The organism is Enterobacter sp. CRENT-193, assembly GCF_002787395.1.
GTDB lineage: Bacteria > Pseudomonadota > Gammaproteobacteria > Enterobacterales > Enterobacteriaceae > Enterobacter > Enterobacter hormaechei_C.
The window spans coordinates 169,729-185,998 of the sequence record NZ_CP024813.1; the positions used below are offsets into that span (position 1 = coordinate 169,729).

Below are 16,270 nucleotides of genomic sequence, written 5' to 3' on the forward strand. Positions count from 1 at the left end.
AATACTTATTATGAAAAACACAATACATATCAACTTCGCTATTTTTTTAATAATTGCAAATATTATCTACAGCAGCGCCAGTGCATCAACAGATATCTCTACTGTTGCATCTCCATTATTTGAAGGAACTGAAGGTTGTTTTTTACTTTACGATGCATCCACAAACGCTGAAATTGCTCAATTCAATAAAGCAAAGTGTGCAACGCAAATGGCACCAGATTCAACTTTCAAGATCGCATTATCACTTATGGCATTTGATGCGGAAATAATAGATCAGAAAACCATATTCAAATGGGATAAAACCCCCAAAGGAATGGAGATCTGGAACAGCAATCATACACCAAAGACGTGGATGCAATTTTCTGTTGTTTGGGTTTCGCAAGAAATAACCCAAAAAATTGGATTAAATAAAATCAAGAATTATCTCAAAGATTTTGATTATGGAAATCAAGACTTCTCTGGAGATAAAGAAAGAAACAACGGATTAACAGAAGCATGGCTCGAAAGTAGCTTAAAAATTTCACCAGAAGAACAAATTCAATTCCTGCGTAAAATTATTAATCACAATCTCCCAGTTAAAAACTCAGCCATAGAAAACACCATAGAGAACATGTATCTACAAGATCTGGATAATAGTACAAAACTGTATGGGAAAACTGGTGCAGGATTCACAGCAAATAGAACCTTACAAAACGGATGGTTTGAAGGGTTTATTATAAGCAAATCAGGACATAAATATGTTTTTGTGTCCGCACTTACAGGAAACTTGGGGTCGAATTTAACATCAAGCATAAAAGCCAAGAAAAATGCGATCACCATTCTAAACACACTAAATTTATAAAAAATCTAATGGCAAAATCGCCCAACCCTTCAATCAAGTCGGGACGGCCAAAAGCAAGCTTTTGGCTCCCCTCGCTGGCGCTCGGCGCCCCTTATTTCAAACGTTAGACGGCAAAGTCACAGACCGCGGGATCTCTTATGACCAACTACTTTGATAGCCCCTTCAAAGGCAAGCTGCTTTCTGAGCAAGTGAAGAACCCCAATATCAAAGTTGGGCGGTACAGCTATTACTCTGGCTACTATCATGGGCACTCATTCGATGACTGCGCACGGTATCTGTTTCCGGACCGTGATGACGTTGATAAGTTGATCATCGGTAGTTTCTGCTCTATCGGGAGTGGGGCTTCCTTTATCATGGCTGGCAATCAGGGGCATCGGTACGACTGGGCATCATCTTTCCCGTTCTTTTATATGCAGGAAGAACCTGCATTCTCAAGCGCACTCGATGCCTTCCAAAAAGCAGGTAATACTGTCATTGGCAATGACGTTTGGATCGGCTCTGAGGCAATGGTCATGCCCGGAATCAAGATCGGGCACGGTGCGGTGATAGGCAGCCGCTCGTTGGTGACAAAAGATGTGGGGCACTGTTGCAAAGTTAGCGATGAGGCAGCCTTTTGTCTTATTCAAAGGCCTTACATTTCAAAAACTCTGCTTACCAGGCGCATTTCGCCCAGGGGATCACCATAATAAAATGCTGAGGCCTGGCCTTTGCGTAGTGCACGCATCACCTCAATACCTTTGATGGTGGCGTAAGCCGTCTTCATGGATTTAAATCCCAGCGTGGCGCCGATTATCCGTTTCAGTTTGCCATGATCGCATTCAATCACGTTGTTCCGGTACTTAATCTGTCGGTGTTCAACGTCAGACGGGCACCGGCCTTCGCGTTTGAGCAGAGCAAGCGCGCGACCATAGGCGGGCGCTTTATCCGTGTTGATGAATCGCGGGATCTGCCACTTCTTCACGTTGTTGAGGATTTTACCCAGAAACCGGTATGCAGCTTTGCTGTTACGACGGGAGGAGAGATAAAAATCGACAGTGCGGCCCCGGCTGTCGACGGCCCGGTACAGATACGCCCAGCGGCCATTGACCTTCACGTAGGTTTCATCCATGTGCCACGGGCAAAGATCGGAAGGGTTACGCCAGTACCAGCGCAGCCGTTTTTCCATTTCAGGCGCATAACGCTGAACCCAGCGGTAAATCGTGGAGTGATCGACATTCACTCCGCGTTCAGCCAGCATCTCCTGCAGCTCACGGTAACTGATGCCGTATTTGCAGTACCAGCGTACGGCCCACAGAATGATGTCACGCTGAAAATGCCGGCCTTTGAATGGGTTCATGTGCAGCTCCATCAGCAAAAGGGGATGATAAGTTTATCACCACCGACTATTTGCAACAGTGCCTCTCGATAGGTATAGTGTTTTGCAGTTTAGAGGAGATATCGCGATGCATACGCGGAAGGCAATAACGGAGGCAATTCGAAAATTAGGAGTCCAAACCGGTGACCTGTTGATGGTGCATGCCTCACTTAAAGCGATTGGTCCGGTCGAAGGAGGAGCGGAGACGGTCGTTGCCGCGTTACGCTCCGCGGTTGGGCCGACTGGCACTGTGATGGGATACGCGTCGTGGGACCGATCACCCTACGAGGAGACTCTGAATGGCGCTCGGTTGGATGACAAAGCCCGCCGTACCTGGCCGCCGTTCGATCCCGCAACGGCCGGGACTTACCGTGGGTTCGGCCTGCTGAATCAATTTCTGGTTCAAGCCCCCGGCGCGCGGCGCAGCGCGCACCCCGATGCATCGATGGTCGCGGTTGGTCCGCTAGCTGAAACGCTGACGGAGCCTCACGAACTCGGTCACGCCTTGGGGGAAGGGTCGCCCGTCGAGCGGTTCGTCCGCCTTGGCGGGAAGGCCCTGCTGTTGGGTGCGCCGCTAAACTCCGTTACCGCATTGCACTACGCCGAGGCGGTTGCGGATATCCCCAACAAACGATGGGTGACGTATGAGATGCCGATGCTTGGAAGAAACGGTGAAGTCGCCTGGAAAACGGCATCAGAATACGATTCAAACGGCATTCTCGATTGCTTTGCTATCGAAGGAAAGCCGGATGCGGTCGAAACTATAGCAAATGCTTACGTGAAGCTCGGTCGCCATCGAGAAGGTGTCGTGGGCTTTGCTCAGTGCTACCTGTTCGACGCGCAGGACATCGTGACGTTCGGCGTCACCTATCTTGAGAAGCACTTCGGAGCCACTCCGATCGTGCCAGCACACGAAGCCGCCCAGCGCTCTTGCGAGCCTTCCGGTTAGAGGCCGTCGACAATGATAATCTGGATCAACGGACCTTTCGGCGCCGGAAAGACGACTCTCGCTGAGCGGCTGCGCGATCGGCGTCCGAAATCGCTGATCTTTGACCCTGAGGAAATCGGGTTCGTGGTGAAAGAAACGGTCCCCATACCAGCGAGCGGAGACTATCAGGATCTCCCCTTGTGGAGGGGACTTACGATCGCTGCGGTCAGCGAGATTCGCAGGAATTACTCGCAGGACATCATCATCCCAATGACGCTCGTGCACCCGGACTATCTGACTGAGATACTCGACGGGTTAAGGCAGATCGACGATCAGCTGCTGCACATCTTTCTGATGCTTAACGAGGACCTATTGCGTCACCGGATCTCGAACCAGACCATGCATCCTGACCCGAATCGGAATGCGGAGATTCGAGAGTGGCGATTAGCGAATGTCGCCCGATGCTTGGCCGCAAGGGAACGGCTTCCGTCCACAACCCGTGTTCTCGATAGTGGTGCACACACCAGCGATGAACTTGCAGCGATGGTGCTCGACAGACTCGATCAGCGCACCTGATCGCCTTAGAGCTGGCTCGGGAAATCTGCACAGCGGGGATAAGTGGAGTTTCTGCCTGACTTCGGCTTAGATGCCGGGAACAGGAGAGACCATGACGAGACGACCGCGCCGGAACCATAGCCCGGCTTTCAAGGCGAAGGTGGCACTTGCCGCCATCCGAGGTGAGCAGACGCTGGTGGAGTTGTCCCAGCAGTTCGATGTGCACGCCAACCAGATCAAGCAATGGAAAGACCAGCTCCTTGAGGGGGCGACAGGTGTGTTCGGCGATGAAACGAAAGCGGAGCCGTCGGGTCCGACCATCGATGTCAAAACGCTGCACGCGAAAATCGGCGAACTGACACTGGAGAACGATTTTTTATCCGGTGCGCTCGGCAAGGCGGGATTGCTGGGCGGAAAGAAATGATCGACCGCGAGCACAAGCTATCCGTCGTGCGCCAGGCGAAGCTTCTCGGCTTCAGCCGTGGCAGCGTCTACTATCTGCCTCGTCCGGTGTCTGACGGCGATCTGGCCCTTATGCGCCGGATTGACGAATTGCATCTCGACTACCCCTTTGCCGGAAGTCGGATGTTGCAAGGGCTCTTGAGAGGAGAAGGTCTGGAGACCGGGCGGCGACACGTCGCCACGCTGATGAAGAAGATGGGCATCAAGGCGATCTACCGCCGCCCGAACACCTCGAAACCAGCGCCAGGGCACATACGAAAGCTGGCAGTCACCCGGCCCAATCAGGTGTGGGCAATGGACCTGACCTACATCCCCATGGCGCGGGGATTTGTCTATCTGTGCGCCGTCGTGGACTGGTTCAGCCGGAAGGTCTTGTCATGGCGGTTGTCGATCACGATGGAAGCAGCCTTCTGCATCGAGGCGGTGGAGGAGGCACTTGCCCGTCATGGCAGGCCGGAAATCTTCAATACCGACCAGGGATCGCAGTTCACCTCCATCGACTTCACCGCCGTGCTGAAGAGGTCACAGATTGCCATCTCGATGGATGGCAAGGGTGCGTGGCGAGACAATGTCTTCGTCGAGCGGCTCTGGCGTTCGATCAAATACGAGGAAGTCTACCTCCATGCCTACAAGACTGTGTCCGAGGCACGCGCTGGCATCGCCCGATATCTGAACTTCTACAACACCAGACGCCCACATTGGCACTGTTGCAAAGTTAGCGATGAGGCAGCCTTTTGTCTTATTCAAAGGCCTTACATTTCAAAAACTCTGCTTACCAGGCGCATTTCGCCCAGGGGATCACCATAATAAAATGCTGAGGCCTGGCCTTTGCGTAGTGCACGCATCACCTCAATACCTTTGATGGTGGCGTAAGCCGTCTTCATGGATTTAAATCCCAGCGTGGCGCCGATTATCCGTTTCAGTTTGCCATGATCGCATTCAATCACGTTGTTCCGGTACTTAATCTGTCGGTGTTCAACGTCAGACGGGCACCGGCCTTCGCGTTTGAGCAGAGCAAGCGCGCGACCATAGGCGGGCGCTTTATCCGTGTTGATGAATCGCGGGATCTGCCACTTCTTCACGTTGTTGAGGATTTTACCCAGAAACCGGTATGCAGCTTTGCTGTTACGACGGGAGGAGAGATAAAAATCGACAGTGCGGCCCCGGCTGTCGACGGCCCGGTACAGATACGCCCAGCGGCCATTGACCTTCACGTAGGTTTCATCCATGTGCCACGGGCAAAGATCGGAAGGGTTACGCCAGTACCAGCGCAGCCGTTTTTCCATTTCAGGCGCATAACGCTGAACCCAGCGGTAAATCGTGGAGTGATCGACATTCACTCCGCGTTCAGCCAGCATCTCCTGCAGCTCACGGTAACTGATGCCGTATTTGCAGTACCAGCGTACGGCCCACAGAATGATGTCACGCTGAAAATGCCGGCCTTTGAATGGGTTCATGTGCAGCTCCATCAGCAAAAGGGGATGATAAGTTTATCACCACCGACTATTTGCAACAGTGCCCTATTTTTCGGGGATCTGATTGCCCTCTGGCAATATCATTCAGCACGCCATAGTCGGCATCATGGTCCATTCGCCAGAAAACCGAAGCACCGGCATCAGCCAGGCGTGGAGAAAACTGGTATCCCAGCAGCCAGAAAAGGCCAAAGACAAGTTCGCTGGCACCTGCTGTATCGGTCATAATTTCGGTTGGATTCAGCCCGGTCTCCTGTTCCAGAAGACCTTCCAGCACAAAGATAGAGTCCCTCAGCGTCCCCGGTATAACGATGCCATGAAAGCCGGAATACTGATCGGACACAAAGTTGTACCAGGTGATCCCTCTGTTATTACCAAAGTATTTGCGGTTCGGTCCGGCATTGATTGTTCTGACTGGCGTAACAAAGCGCATTCCATCTGCAGATGCCACTTCTCCTCCACCCCATATCTGTGCCAGTGGCAGCGTTGCCTGAAAATCAACCAGTCTGGCATTAGCGCTGGTGATAGTTTCAGCCCGCAGATAGTTCGCTTTTGTCCAGTTCAGCCGGTGTCGGGTCAGTGCAGGAACATTTGATCTGATCAGTGGTTCCAGACCGATATTGCAGGCTTCAGCCATCAGCACGGCGCTGATGCTGACGGGCAGATCATCAACTCTGGCACTGGCTTCACTAGCATGGAAAAACTCATCAGCAAATCCGGTATGGGCGTTAATTTCGAGCAGCAACTCCGTTAAATCCACCGGAGGGAGTAGATCACTGATCATTTTGCTCAGTCGTTTCAGACTGTCCGGCTCATCAAGACTGGCGAGGGGAGAAATTGTCAACCGGGGCTTCGGGCCAGAAACATCGAGTTCGACAGCCTCATTTTCGCAAAGACGTGCAGCAACCTGTCTGTAACGACTATCAAGCTGATGACCCAGAGATTTTATTGCTTCCTGCGGGTCTGTCGGGTGCCCCAAAGAACGATAAACCTTAATCCGGTTTGCCTGCCAGTCAGCACCCTGTAGTAATCTTGCACGAGGATCTCCCCACCGGTTACTGCCGGTAACGTAGACATCCCTCCGCCTCAGACTATCCTGCAGTTTACTGAGAAAGCAGAGCGTGTATCCCCTGCGGGTGATATGTTTTTCCTTGTTAATCACCAGCCGTTTCCATGACCGACTGATAATTTCCGTTGGTGCGTCGTCAAAAAACTGCCGCCGTGAGCTGAACTCCCGGCTGAGGTAGTCACAGGCATTCAGAGTGGTAACCCCGGCAGGTGCGGATGAAAATTTAACGGTATTCAGCAGATGGGGCAGGAAACGACGAACGCGCCCGTACTGCTCCACCATTTCTTCATGAAAATTATCGTCTGAGGGCCGGGCAATTTCACGGACAAGCGTGATGATTTCAGCCAGCTTTTGCCTTGGGATGTAGCTGAACACCTCAGCACGAATCGATTCGTCCGGTGTTTCTTCTTTCAGCAGGTACGAACATGCGCTGGCGAGCGCCAATGCAGATTTATCCAGATCCTTCAGCGAGCGGAGCCGTTTTTTCTGCCCAATCTTTCTGGCGTCACGGATGATAACGGCCAGCATGGCGTCCAGAACGTCCAATGCATCATCCAGCGCCAGCGTTTCCCATGCAAGGACAAAGGCAACCAGAACCGCCATCCTTTTCTGCGGTGACATCCTGGCAATATTGAACACCGAAGTCATACCAGCATAACGTGCGAGATTTTTCAGGCGCACAGCCGGGAGTGTACTCAGGTTTTCAGCATGCAGGCCAAAATCGTTCAGAGTTTTCCAGCGTTCAATTGCTTCATTAAACGCCGGACCACTGATGGTCACAGGGCCCTTTTTCAGTGATTCCAGTAAAGACAGGCGGCTGCAATCAGTTGGCCCCAGCAGCATCTCCAGCTGTGAACGCTGTTCGGCTGACGGTATCAGTGCCAGTTTGTTCCACAGGCGCAACGTCGCCTTTTCCCTTACCTCTGAAATCAACCGGGTCAGCGTAGTGGCTCCGGGGAGAATAATACGATGTTGCATAAGCCACCCTGTCGCCAGATCGAAAAGCAGGCCAGGACGTTCGTTGCTTATCCAGCTCCGGGTATATAAAAGACGGGTAAGGCGAAATGTCCAGGGCCAGGCAAATTCACGATACTGATAGTGCTGACGTATCAGCGCTGCATGCTCACGGCGGGTATTTTCCCTCTGACCGTATTCTGCAAGAACGGTGATATCACGAATCCCGAGCTGTCTGGCGGTAAAATGCCGGACGCCGGAAGGAATATGACCTGGGACCTACGTGCGCCCGCACCGACACCCTCACACCTTCGAGCTACTGTTGCCATTAAGGGGTCGTTTCGTGGTGCTGAATTTTGACGATCGGGGTACCGTCACCCATCGGGCGATATTGGGGGAAACCTGTACGGTGCTGGAGATGGCCGCAGGAACCTGGCATGCCGTGCTGTCGCTGGATACCGGTGGCATAATTTTTGAAGTAAAACACGGTGGCTATCAACCCGTGGCTGCCGATGACTATGCGCACTGGGCTCCAGCGGAAGGAGAACCAGGAACCACGGAGCTTATGGCCTGGTATGCGCAAGCGCAGGTGGGCGACAGCACTTTTGCCGTCTAAGGCGATAAACAAAAACGGAATGAGTTTCCCCATTCCGTTTCCGCTATTACAAACCGTCGGTGACGATTTTAGCCGCCGACGCTAATACATCGCGACGGCTTTCTGCCTTAGGTTGAGGCTGGGTGAAGTAAGTGACCAGAATCAGCGGCGCACGATCTTTTGGCCAGATCACCGCGATATCGTTGGTGGTGCCATAGCCACCGCTGCCGGTTTTATCCCCCACAACCCAGGAAGCAGGCAGTCCAGCCTGAATGCTCGCTGCACCGGTGGTATTGCCTTTCATCCATGTCACCAGCTGCGCCCGTTGGCTGTCGCCCAATGCTTTACCCAGCGTCAGATTCCGCAGAGTTTGCGCCATTGCCCGAGGTGAAGTGGTATCACGCGGATCGCCCGGAATGGCGGTGTTTAACGTCGGCTCGGTACGGTCGAGACGGAACGTTTCGTCTCCCAGCTGTCGGGCGAACGCGGTGACGCTAGCCGGGCCGCCAACGTGAGCAATCAGCTTATTCATCGCCACGTTATCGCTGTACTGTAGCGCGGCCGCGCTAAGCTCAGCCAGTGACATCGTCCCATTGACGTGCTTTTCCGCAATCGGATTATAGTTAACAAGGTCAGATTTTTTGATCTCAACTCGCTGATTTAACAGATTCGGTTCGCTTTCACTTTTCTTCAGCACCGCGGCCGCGGCCATCACTTTACTGGTGCTGCACATCGCAAAGCGCTCATCAGCACGATAAAGTATTTGCGAATTATCTGCTGTGTTAATCAATGCCACACCCAGTCTGCCTCCCGACTGCCGCTCTAATTCGGCAAGTTTTTGCTGTACGTCCGCCGTTTGCGCATACAGCGGCACACTTCCTAACAACAGCGTGACGGTTGCCGTCGCCATCAGCGTGAACTGGCGCAGTGATTTTTTAACCATGGGATTCCTTATTCTGGAAGATACGAAATAACAACAACATGAATAGTCCCTAAATTCCACGTGTGTTTTTTATTAGCTTCAAAAATCACTATTTCACGAAGAATTTAGACTGCTTCTCACACATTGTAACATTATTTACAACCACCTTTCAATCATTTTTGATAAATCATTGATTTCATCTTTGCTGCAATGATACTTAATAAACTCTGCAAGTTATCCACAGAGCAACACTCAATTTTATTGATGATATTCTTATTATACCAGACATTTTTCATACACTCCCTTGTACGGATAGTTTTCCGACAACTTCATGATTACATATCTTGCGGTTTTGATTATTTTTGCTGCAAGAAATACATACTTCAAACGAAAGGTCTTTATTTGCTGTCTGTATTCTGAAGAGTCCAAGGAATCAAACTTGAACAACAAAAATAGGTTATATGAAAGCATCATCATTTGAAACACGGCTTCATTCGCCCAAAATGACTTTAGCAAGAGATGACCCACCGCCATGTCGTATTTGGCTTCTTTGATATAGTTTTCAGCATTACCACGCTTTTCATAGTATATAACTACTTTTTCAGAAAGCAAGGTAGTATTTGTTACAAAGAAAAAGTAGTCGTATTCGGAACCTTCTAAAAGTGATAATTGTGCTCTTTCTTTTTCTGGTTTCAGTACGCGAGATACGACAAATCTTCTGTCTTTTTCCCATTTAACTAATTTTGTATACAGTTCTGTAGTTTCTCTACCTTCTTCTCCTTTAACGAATACAATTGATGAATTCGTTGCTTGTGAGGTGAGTGTAGAATAACTTTTGGCTTTAATTAAATATTTGCATCCAAGAGATTCTATCGTTTCGATAATTTTTTCATCAAAGTAGCCACTATCCATTCGAAATAAAATTTCTAAATCGTCTGATTTGATGTTAGCAACAATTTCTTTGATCATTTCCGCAGCACCGTTTGCAGTGTAAGTATTGCCACTTCTTACAAATCCGGTAACATATGCTTTTAATTCGTCGCAAAATGCAAATTGGATATTGTAGCATCGGTTTCCCAGTTTCTTAGGATTATATCCTTTTGACGCACCTTCTTGATGACCTTCTACGTTAATTACACTACTATCAATATCAATCGTAATGGATGTCAATTTACTTTTAGTGAGCAGTTTTTTAAAGACTTTAAAATTAATGTCTCTAAACATTTGGGTTGTCTTGAAGTTGAAGTTTCCTAGAAACCGTGACACTGTTTCAGGTTCTTTTACGGAAATATCAAACTCGTTGACGAGGGGATCATTTTGAAGTAGCTTTAGACGTTCTAACTTATCAATGCCAATGAAGTGACCGCAGAGCATGGTCTTTATATGATTCATCTTGATTTTATTTGTTGAGTCATTATCAAATACGAGGTCATTTTCAATAAAATCAAAAATCCCATTGCTTTTTGCATTCTCAAGGAGCAGAAAAAGACCTGCATTTGATGTTAGATTCTTAGCTTTGAAATCAATTTTATTAATCATAATTAGAACCCCTTTTTACTACTTTTCTTACTATTATTTTACCATATATCGAGTCATAAAAGCTGATAATTTAACATATTTTTGAGCACTTTTCTTTCACCCAATGGGTGAAAGCTGAATTTCGAAGGAATGCATATTTATCAAGGCTTTGATTATGCTTTTTGAAGTACTGACGTAGAATCTAGGTATGATTCATATCGGTGAGGAAGGTGCCCAGAAAACGGACACATCCAATTTGCAGGGCAATGCCCAGACGGTTGTGATCACCTCTGCTTTTTCCGATAAATTCCTTGTCTGCTTCATCAAGGTGAAAATATCGTGCCAGCTGAAGCTCATCCGGTTCACCGGTGAATCTGCCATAGCTTTCAGTCTGCTCAGTGGTCAGAAAGTCAACGGGCATATCGGCCTCCCTGCCTGACGGGCATTTAGTAACATTTTTCCAACCGTACGAAATGTTATAAATTATCGGACATCGTAAAACTGTTACATTAATATGTCTATTAAATCGTAAATTTGTAATAATAGACATGAGTTGTCCGATATTCGATTTAAGGTACATTTTTATGCGACTTTTTGGTTACGCTCGGGTCTCAACCAGTCAGCAGTCTCTTGATCTTCAGGTCAGAGCACTCAAAGACGCAGGTGTGAAAGCAAACCGTATATTTACCGATAAGGCATCCGGCAGTTCAACAGACCGGGAAGGGCTGGATTTGCTGAGGATGAAGGTGGAGGAAGGTGATGTCATTCTGGTTAAGAAGCTCGACCGTCTTGGCCGCGACACTGCCGATATGATCCAACTGATAAAGGAATTTGACGCTCAGGGCGTGGCAGTCCGGTTCATTGATGACGGGATCAGTACCGACGGTGATATGGGGCAAATGGTGGTCACCATCCTGTCGGCTGTGGCACAGGCTGAACGCCGGAGGATCCTAGAACGCACGAATGAGGGCCGACAGGAAGCAAAGCTGAAAGGAATCAAATTTGGCCGCAGGCGTACCGTGGACAGGAACGTCGTGCTGACGCTTCATCAGAAGGGCACTGGTGCAACGGAAATTGCTCATCAGCTCAGTATTGCCCGCTCCACGGTTTATAAAATTCTTGAAGACGAAAGGGCCTCGTGATACGCCTATTTTTATAGGTTAATGTCATGATAATAATGGTTTCTTAGACGTCAGGTGGCACTTTTCGGGGAAATGTGCGCGGAACCCCTATTTGTTTATTTTTCTAAATACATTCAAATATGTATCCGCTCATGAGACAATAACCCTGGTAAATGCTTCAATAATATTGAAAAAGGAAGAGTATGAGTATTCAACATTTTCGTGTCGCCCTTATTCCCTTTTTTGCGGCATTTTGCCTTCCTGTTTTTGCTCACCCAGAAACGCTGGTGAAAGTAAAAGATGCTGAAGATCAGTTGGGTGCACGAGTGGGTTACATCGAACTGGATCTCAACAGCGGTAAGATCCTTGAGAGTTTTCGCCCCGAAGAACGTTTTCCAATGATGAGCACTTTTAAAGTTCTGCTATGTGGTGCGGTATTATCCCGTGTTGACGCCGGGCAAGAGCAACTCGGTCGCCGCATACACTATTCTCAGAATGACTTGGTTGAGTACTCACCAGTCACAGAAAAGCATCTTACGGATGGCATGACAGTAAGAGAATTATGCAGTGCTGCCATAACCATGAGTGATAACACTGCTGCCAACTTACTTCTGACAACGATCGGAGGACCGAAGGAGCTAACCGCTTTTTTGCACAACATGGGGGATCATGTAACTCGCCTTGATCGTTGGGAACCGGAGCTGAATGAAGCCATACCAAACGACGAGCGTGACACCACGATGCCTGCAGCAATGGCAACAACGTTGCGCAAACTATTAACTGGCGAACTACTTACTCTAGCTTCCCGGCAACAATTAATAGACTGGATGGAGGCGGATAAAGTTGCAGGACCACTTCTGCGCTCGGCCCTTCCGGCTGGCTGGTTTATTGCTGATAAATCTGGAGCCGGTGAGCGTGGGTCTCGCGGTATCATTGCAGCACTGGGGCCAGATGGTAAGCCCTCCCGTATCGTAGTTATCTACACGACGGGGAGTCAGGCAACTATGGATGAACGAAATAGACAGATCGCTGAGATAGGTGCCTCACTGATTAAGCATTGGTAACTGTCAGACCAAGTTTACTCATATATACTTTAGATTGATTTAAAACTTCATTTTTAATTTAAAAGGATCTAGGTGAAGATCCTTTTTGATAATCTCATGACCAAAATCCCTTAACGTGAGTTTTCGTTCCACTGAGCGTCAGACCCCTAAAAGAACTTTCCGCTAAGCGATAGACTGTATGTAAACACAGTATTGCAAGGACGCGGAACATGCCTCATGTGGCGGCCAGGACGGCCAGCCGGGATCGGGATACTGGTCGTTACCAGAGCCACCGACCCGAGCAAACCCTTCTCTATCAGATCGTTGACGAGTATTACCCGGCATTCGCTGCGCTTATGGCAGAGCAGGGAAAGGAATTGCCGGGCTATGTGCAACGGGAATTTGAAGAATTTCTCCAATGCGGGCGGCTGGAGCATGGCTTTCTACGGGTTCGCTGCGAGTCTTGCCACGCCGAGCACCTGGTCGCTTTCAGCTGTAAGCGTCGCGGTTTCTGCCCGAGCTGTGGGGCGCGGCGGATGGCCGAAAGTGCCGCCTTGCTGGTTGATGAAGTACTGCCTGAACAACCCATGCGTCAGTGGGTGTTGAGCTTCCCGTTTCAGCTGCGTTTCCTGTTTGGGGTCGTTTGCGGGAAGGGGCGGAATCCTACGCTAAGGCTTTGGCCAGCGATATTCTCCGGTGAGATTGATGTGTTCCCAGGGGATAGGAGAAGTCGCTTGATATCTAGTATGACGTCTGTCGCACCTGCTTGATCGCGGCCGCGATAGCTAGATCGCGTTGCTCCTCTTCTCCATCCGCGTTCCAAGCTGCGGAAAGGCACCCATAAGCGTACGCCTGGTCGAGCAGGCGACGCGGATCGACGTCCAGCGCACGAGAGAATGCGTCCGCCATCTGTGCAATGCGTCTAGGATCGAGACAAAGGTCGTCTCTGTCAGCCGGATCGTAGAACATATTGGCGGCGCCAAAGCCCACTTCACCGACCAGACCGACGGGATCTATCACCAGCCAGCCGCGACTGGAGAACATGATGTTTTCATGATGCAGATCGCCATGTAGCCCACGCAGTTCCGAGGCATTGCTCATCATTTGATCGGCTATAATCGCCGCGTGGACGTAGTCAGTTTGACAACCTGCGTTTTGATCATCGCGCGCCCGCTGAAACAAAGCTGCAAAGCGATCCCGGATCGGGAGAAGGGCAGAAGGCAGGGGTTCCTCAGATGCGGCATACAGCTTCGCCATTAGTTCCGCTGCAATTTCGGTCGCCTGGTAGTCGCCGTGCTCGGCAACGATGTGAGAGAGCATTCGCTCCCCGGCATATTCGAGCAACATCAGATTGTTCTCACGACCGAGCAACCGGACTGCTCCCCTCCCATTGCGCCATACCAGATAGTCGGCCCCGCGCAGTTCATCAGCAATGTCTTCTATAGGTTTCAATCCCTTGACGATTGCAGGAGTCCCGTCTGGCAATGAAACTTTCCAAACGAGGCTGGAAAAGGTGTCCGCAATGAGAACAGGTTGCGAAACGTGCCAATGAGCAGGAAAAACAGGCGGCATGAACATCAACCCCAAGTCAGAGGGTCCAATCGCAGATAGAAGGCAAGGCGTTCGCGGTCGGGGGCTTCGATCCCCAATACATTGAATAGGACAGCGAAGGCGCGCTCTGCTTCATCTGGCGCTGCCCAGTTCTCTTCGGCGTTAGCAATCATGAGTGCCAAATCGGCATAGCGATCTGCTGTTCCGAGCCGCCCAAGGTCGATCAGACCCGTGCATTGAAGAGTTTTAGGGTCCACCATGAAGTTCGGCATGCAGGGATCACCATGGCAAACAACCATATCGGTGCGCTCTTGGTCGAGCCGCACCGGTAGCTCTCGTTCGACACGAGCCAAAAGATCGAGCTGCGGCGTACTCTTGTCCTCGTCCGGTAAGAAGTCGGGATTGACGGCATTGCGGGACACCACATCAACGGCGCGTCCGAACATTCGCGACAGCCTGCGCTCAAACGGACATTGATCAACCGATAGGCTGTGAACAGCGCCAAGTTGCTGCCCCATTGACGGCCACGCTTTGAGCAAATCCGCTCCAGACAGATCAGCCGCCGGTACTCCCGGAATTGCCGTTATCACCAAGCATGCACCCTCCTGTTCCTCCTGCCAGTTGATGACCTCGGGGCAAGCCACACCTCGACCTTTGAGCCAAATGAGGCGGTCACGCTCTCCAGCGAGCTCACCGCGGCGGGAAGCAGGTGCGATTTTCGCGAAGGCATGCCCGTCACCACGTCGAAAAACAAAATCACCAGATTCTCCGCCTCTGACAGGCAACCAGTCAGAATGCGATTCACCAAAAAAAATATTAGTTCGATTCAATGGAGGTTCCTTCAGTTTTCTGATGAAGCGCGAATATAGAGAAATATCCCGAATGTGCAGTTAACGAATTCTTGCGGTTTCTTTCAGCGCCGCCAATACCGCCAGCCCGTCGCGCAAGGGGCGCGGCTCGTGTGTGCGGATGAAGTCAGCTCCACCTGCGGCGGCGGCAAGCTCTGCAGCGAGTGTCGCGGCCCCGACATCCCCCGGACCACGGCCTGTGAGCGCGCGCAGAAAGGATTTGCGCGAAACAGACAGAAGCACCGGCAAATCGAAGCGCAGCCGCAATTCATCGAACCGCGCCAGCACCGAGAGCGAGGTTTCGGGAGCAGCCCCCAGAAAAAACCCCATGCCGGGATCAAGGACAAGGCGGTTGCGTTTGATACCGGCACCCGTCAGCGCCGCGATGCGCGCGTCAAAGAACGCCGCAATGTGATCCATGATGTCGCCAGCGGGTGCCTCGCGCCGATCTGCCTGCCCGTCTTGCACCGAATGCATAACGACGAGTTTGGCAGATGATTTCGCCAATTGCGGATAGAACGCAGCGTCTGGAAAACCGCGAATATCATTGAGATAGGCCACACCACGCGACAAGGCATAGGCTTGCGTCGCGGGTTGATAACTGTCGAGCGAGACGGGAATGCCATCTGCCTTGAGCGCGTCCAGCACCGGCGCGATACGCGCGATTTCTGTGTCGGACGAAACAGGCGCGGCGTCGGGATTGCTGGATGCCGGACCGAGGTCGATCACATCTGCCCCCTCGGCCATCAGCTTACGCGCCTGCGCAATGGCTGCGTCTGGCGCCAGATACCGGCCTCCATCGGAGAAACTGTCCGAGGTTATGTTGACGATGCCGAAAATGATGAGCGATTTATTCATGGGGGCTTCTATAATAATAATAATCGAGCATGAGTCTCATACGGATGCTCGGGTCGAAAGGGAATCCCCAGGCGAGTAACCTGTTTGCGGTGCTCCATTAGCTGCAGGAGCAGAATAGCATACATCTGGAAGCAAAGCCAGGAAAGCGGCCTATGGAGCTGTGCGGCAGCGCTCAGTAG

13 protein-coding genes and 5 pseudogenes are annotated in these 16,270 nt (G+C 50.6%); 9 read left to right on the forward strand and 9 right to left on the reverse strand.

Annotated elements, in window-relative coordinates; translation table 11 throughout:
• Positions 1-10: 10 nt before the first annotated feature.
• Both CU081_RS25010 and CU081_RS25015 read left to right on the forward strand, forming a co-directional pair.
• On the forward strand, positions 11-841 hold the full coding sequence (locus CU081_RS25010) for an oxacillin-hydrolyzing class D beta-lactamase OXA-1 (protein ID WP_001334766.1): 831 nt from the start codon (positions 11-13) through the stop codon (positions 839-841).
• A 137-nt stretch (positions 842-978) separates the two neighbouring features.
• A pseudogene (locus tag CU081_RS25015) lies at positions 979-1,419 on the forward strand (CatB-related O-acetyltransferase); the annotation flags it as partial.
• A 53-nt stretch (positions 1,420-1,472) separates the two neighbouring features.
• On the opposite strand, the gene CU081_RS25020 reads toward CU081_RS25015, so the two are convergent.
• Positions 1,473-2,177, reverse strand: coding sequence for an IS6-like element IS26 family transposase (locus CU081_RS25020; protein ID WP_001067855.1), 705 nt, complete (start codon positions 2,175-2,177; stop codon positions 1,473-1,475).
• A gap of 106 nt (positions 2,178-2,283) precedes the next feature.
• On the opposite strand from CU081_RS25020, the gene aac(3)-IIe reads away from it, so the two are divergent.
• From aac(3)-IIe to CU081_RS25035, 3 genes are all read left to right on the forward strand, one after another.
• The gene (gene aac(3)-IIe / locus CU081_RS25025; RefSeq protein ID WP_000557452.1) at positions 2,284-3,144 is read left to right on the forward strand and encodes an aminoglycoside N-acetyltransferase AAC(3)-IIe; all 861 of its coding nucleotides are present in this window, start codon (positions 2,284-2,286) and stop codon (positions 3,142-3,144) included.
• Positions 3,145-3,156: 12 nt separating this feature from the next.
• Positions 3,157-3,699 (forward strand): AAA family ATPase, encoded by a 543-nt coding sequence (locus tag CU081_RS25030; protein ID WP_002063889.1) that lies wholly within the window; start codon positions 3,157-3,159, stop codon positions 3,697-3,699.
• A 91-nt stretch (positions 3,700-3,790) separates the two neighbouring features.
• A protein-coding gene (locus tag CU081_RS25035) for an IS3 family transposase (protein ID WP_165587319.1) occupies positions 3,791-4,947 on the forward strand; the annotation gives its coding sequence in 2 pieces (ribosomal slippage) (positions 3,791-4,049 and positions 4,049-4,947; 1,158 coding nt in all).
• On the opposite strand, the gene CU081_RS25040 is transcribed toward CU081_RS25035, so the two are convergent.
• Together CU081_RS25040 and CU081_RS25045 are read right to left on the reverse strand one after the other, a co-directional pair.
• On the reverse strand, positions 4,893-5,597 hold the full coding sequence (locus CU081_RS25040) for an IS6-like element IS26 family transposase (RefSeq protein WP_001067855.1): 705 nt from the start codon (positions 5,595-5,597) through the stop codon (positions 4,893-4,895). The genes CU081_RS25035 and CU081_RS25040 overlap by 55 nt on opposite strands.
• 67 nt (positions 5,598-5,664) lie before the next feature.
• A pseudogene (locus CU081_RS25045) lies at positions 5,665-7,893 on the reverse strand (Tn3-like element Tn3 family transposase); the annotation flags it as partial.
• A gap of 13 nt (positions 7,894-7,906) precedes the next feature.
• On the opposite strand from CU081_RS25045, the pseudogene CU081_RS25050 reads away from it, so the two are divergent.
• Positions 7,907-8,251 (forward strand): annotated as a pseudogene (locus CU081_RS25050) (WbuC family cupin fold metalloprotein); the annotation flags it as partial.
• Between the two features lie 46 nt (positions 8,252-8,297).
• On the opposite strand, the gene CU081_RS25055 reads toward CU081_RS25050, so the two are convergent.
• The 3 genes and pseudogenes from CU081_RS25055 to CU081_RS26195 all read right to left on the reverse strand — a co-directional run.
• Positions 8,298-9,173: an extended-spectrum class A beta-lactamase CTX-M-15 gene (locus CU081_RS25055; RefSeq protein WP_000239590.1), complete on the reverse strand. Its 876-nt coding sequence runs from the start codon at positions 9,171-9,173 to the stop codon at positions 8,298-8,300.
• Between the two features lie 255 nt (positions 9,174-9,428).
• The gene (locus CU081_RS25060) at positions 9,429-10,691 is read right to left on the reverse strand and encodes an IS1380-like element ISEcp1 family transposase (RefSeq protein ID WP_000608644.1); all 1,263 of its coding nucleotides are present in this window, start codon (positions 10,689-10,691) and stop codon (positions 9,429-9,431) included.
• Between the two features lie 193 nt (positions 10,692-10,884).
• Positions 10,885-11,091, reverse strand: a pseudogene (locus CU081_RS26195) (DUF4158 domain-containing protein); the annotation flags it as partial.
• Positions 11,092-11,254: 163 nt separating this feature from the next.
• On the opposite strand from CU081_RS26195, the gene CU081_RS25070 reads away from it, so the two are divergent.
• From CU081_RS25070 to CU081_RS25080, 3 genes and pseudogenes are all read left to right on the forward strand, one after another.
• Positions 11,255-11,812: a recombinase family protein gene (locus tag CU081_RS25070; protein ID WP_001235713.1), complete on the forward strand. Its 558-nt coding sequence runs from the start codon at positions 11,255-11,257 to the stop codon at positions 11,810-11,812.
• A 182-nt stretch (positions 11,813-11,994) separates the two neighbouring features.
• Positions 11,995-12,855 carry a broad-spectrum class A beta-lactamase TEM-1 gene (locus tag CU081_RS25075; protein WP_000027057.1) on the forward strand — a complete coding sequence of 287 codons (861 nt, stop codon included), beginning with the start codon at positions 11,995-11,997 and terminating at the stop codon, positions 12,853-12,855.
• Between the two features lie 209 nt (positions 12,856-13,064).
• Positions 13,065-13,469: pseudogene (locus tag CU081_RS25080) on the forward strand (IS91 family transposase); the annotation flags it as partial.
• Positions 13,470-13,575: 106 nt separating this feature from the next.
• Here CU081_RS25080 and CU081_RS25085 read toward each other — a convergent pair.
• From CU081_RS25085 to sul2, 3 genes are read right to left on the reverse strand one after another with little or no spacing between them, the layout of a single operon-like run.
• A complete protein-coding gene (locus CU081_RS25085) occupies positions 13,576-14,412 on the reverse strand; it encodes an aminoglycoside O-phosphotransferase APH(6)-Id (protein WP_000480968.1) in 837 nt (278 codons plus the stop codon).
• Positions 14,412-15,215: an aminoglycoside O-phosphotransferase APH(3'')-Ib gene (aph(3'')-Ib, locus tag CU081_RS25090; RefSeq protein WP_001082319.1), complete on the reverse strand. Its 804-nt coding sequence runs from the start codon at positions 15,213-15,215 to the stop codon at positions 14,412-14,414. Before aph(3'')-Ib ends, CU081_RS25085 begins: the two co-directional genes overlap by 1 nt.
• A 60-nt stretch (positions 15,216-15,275) precedes the next feature.
• Positions 15,276-16,091, reverse strand: a complete 816-nt coding sequence (gene sul2, locus CU081_RS25095) for a sulfonamide-resistant dihydropteroate synthase Sul2 (RefSeq protein WP_001043260.1) — start codon at positions 16,089-16,091, stop codon at positions 15,276-15,278.
• Positions 16,092-16,270 lie beyond the last annotated feature (179 nt).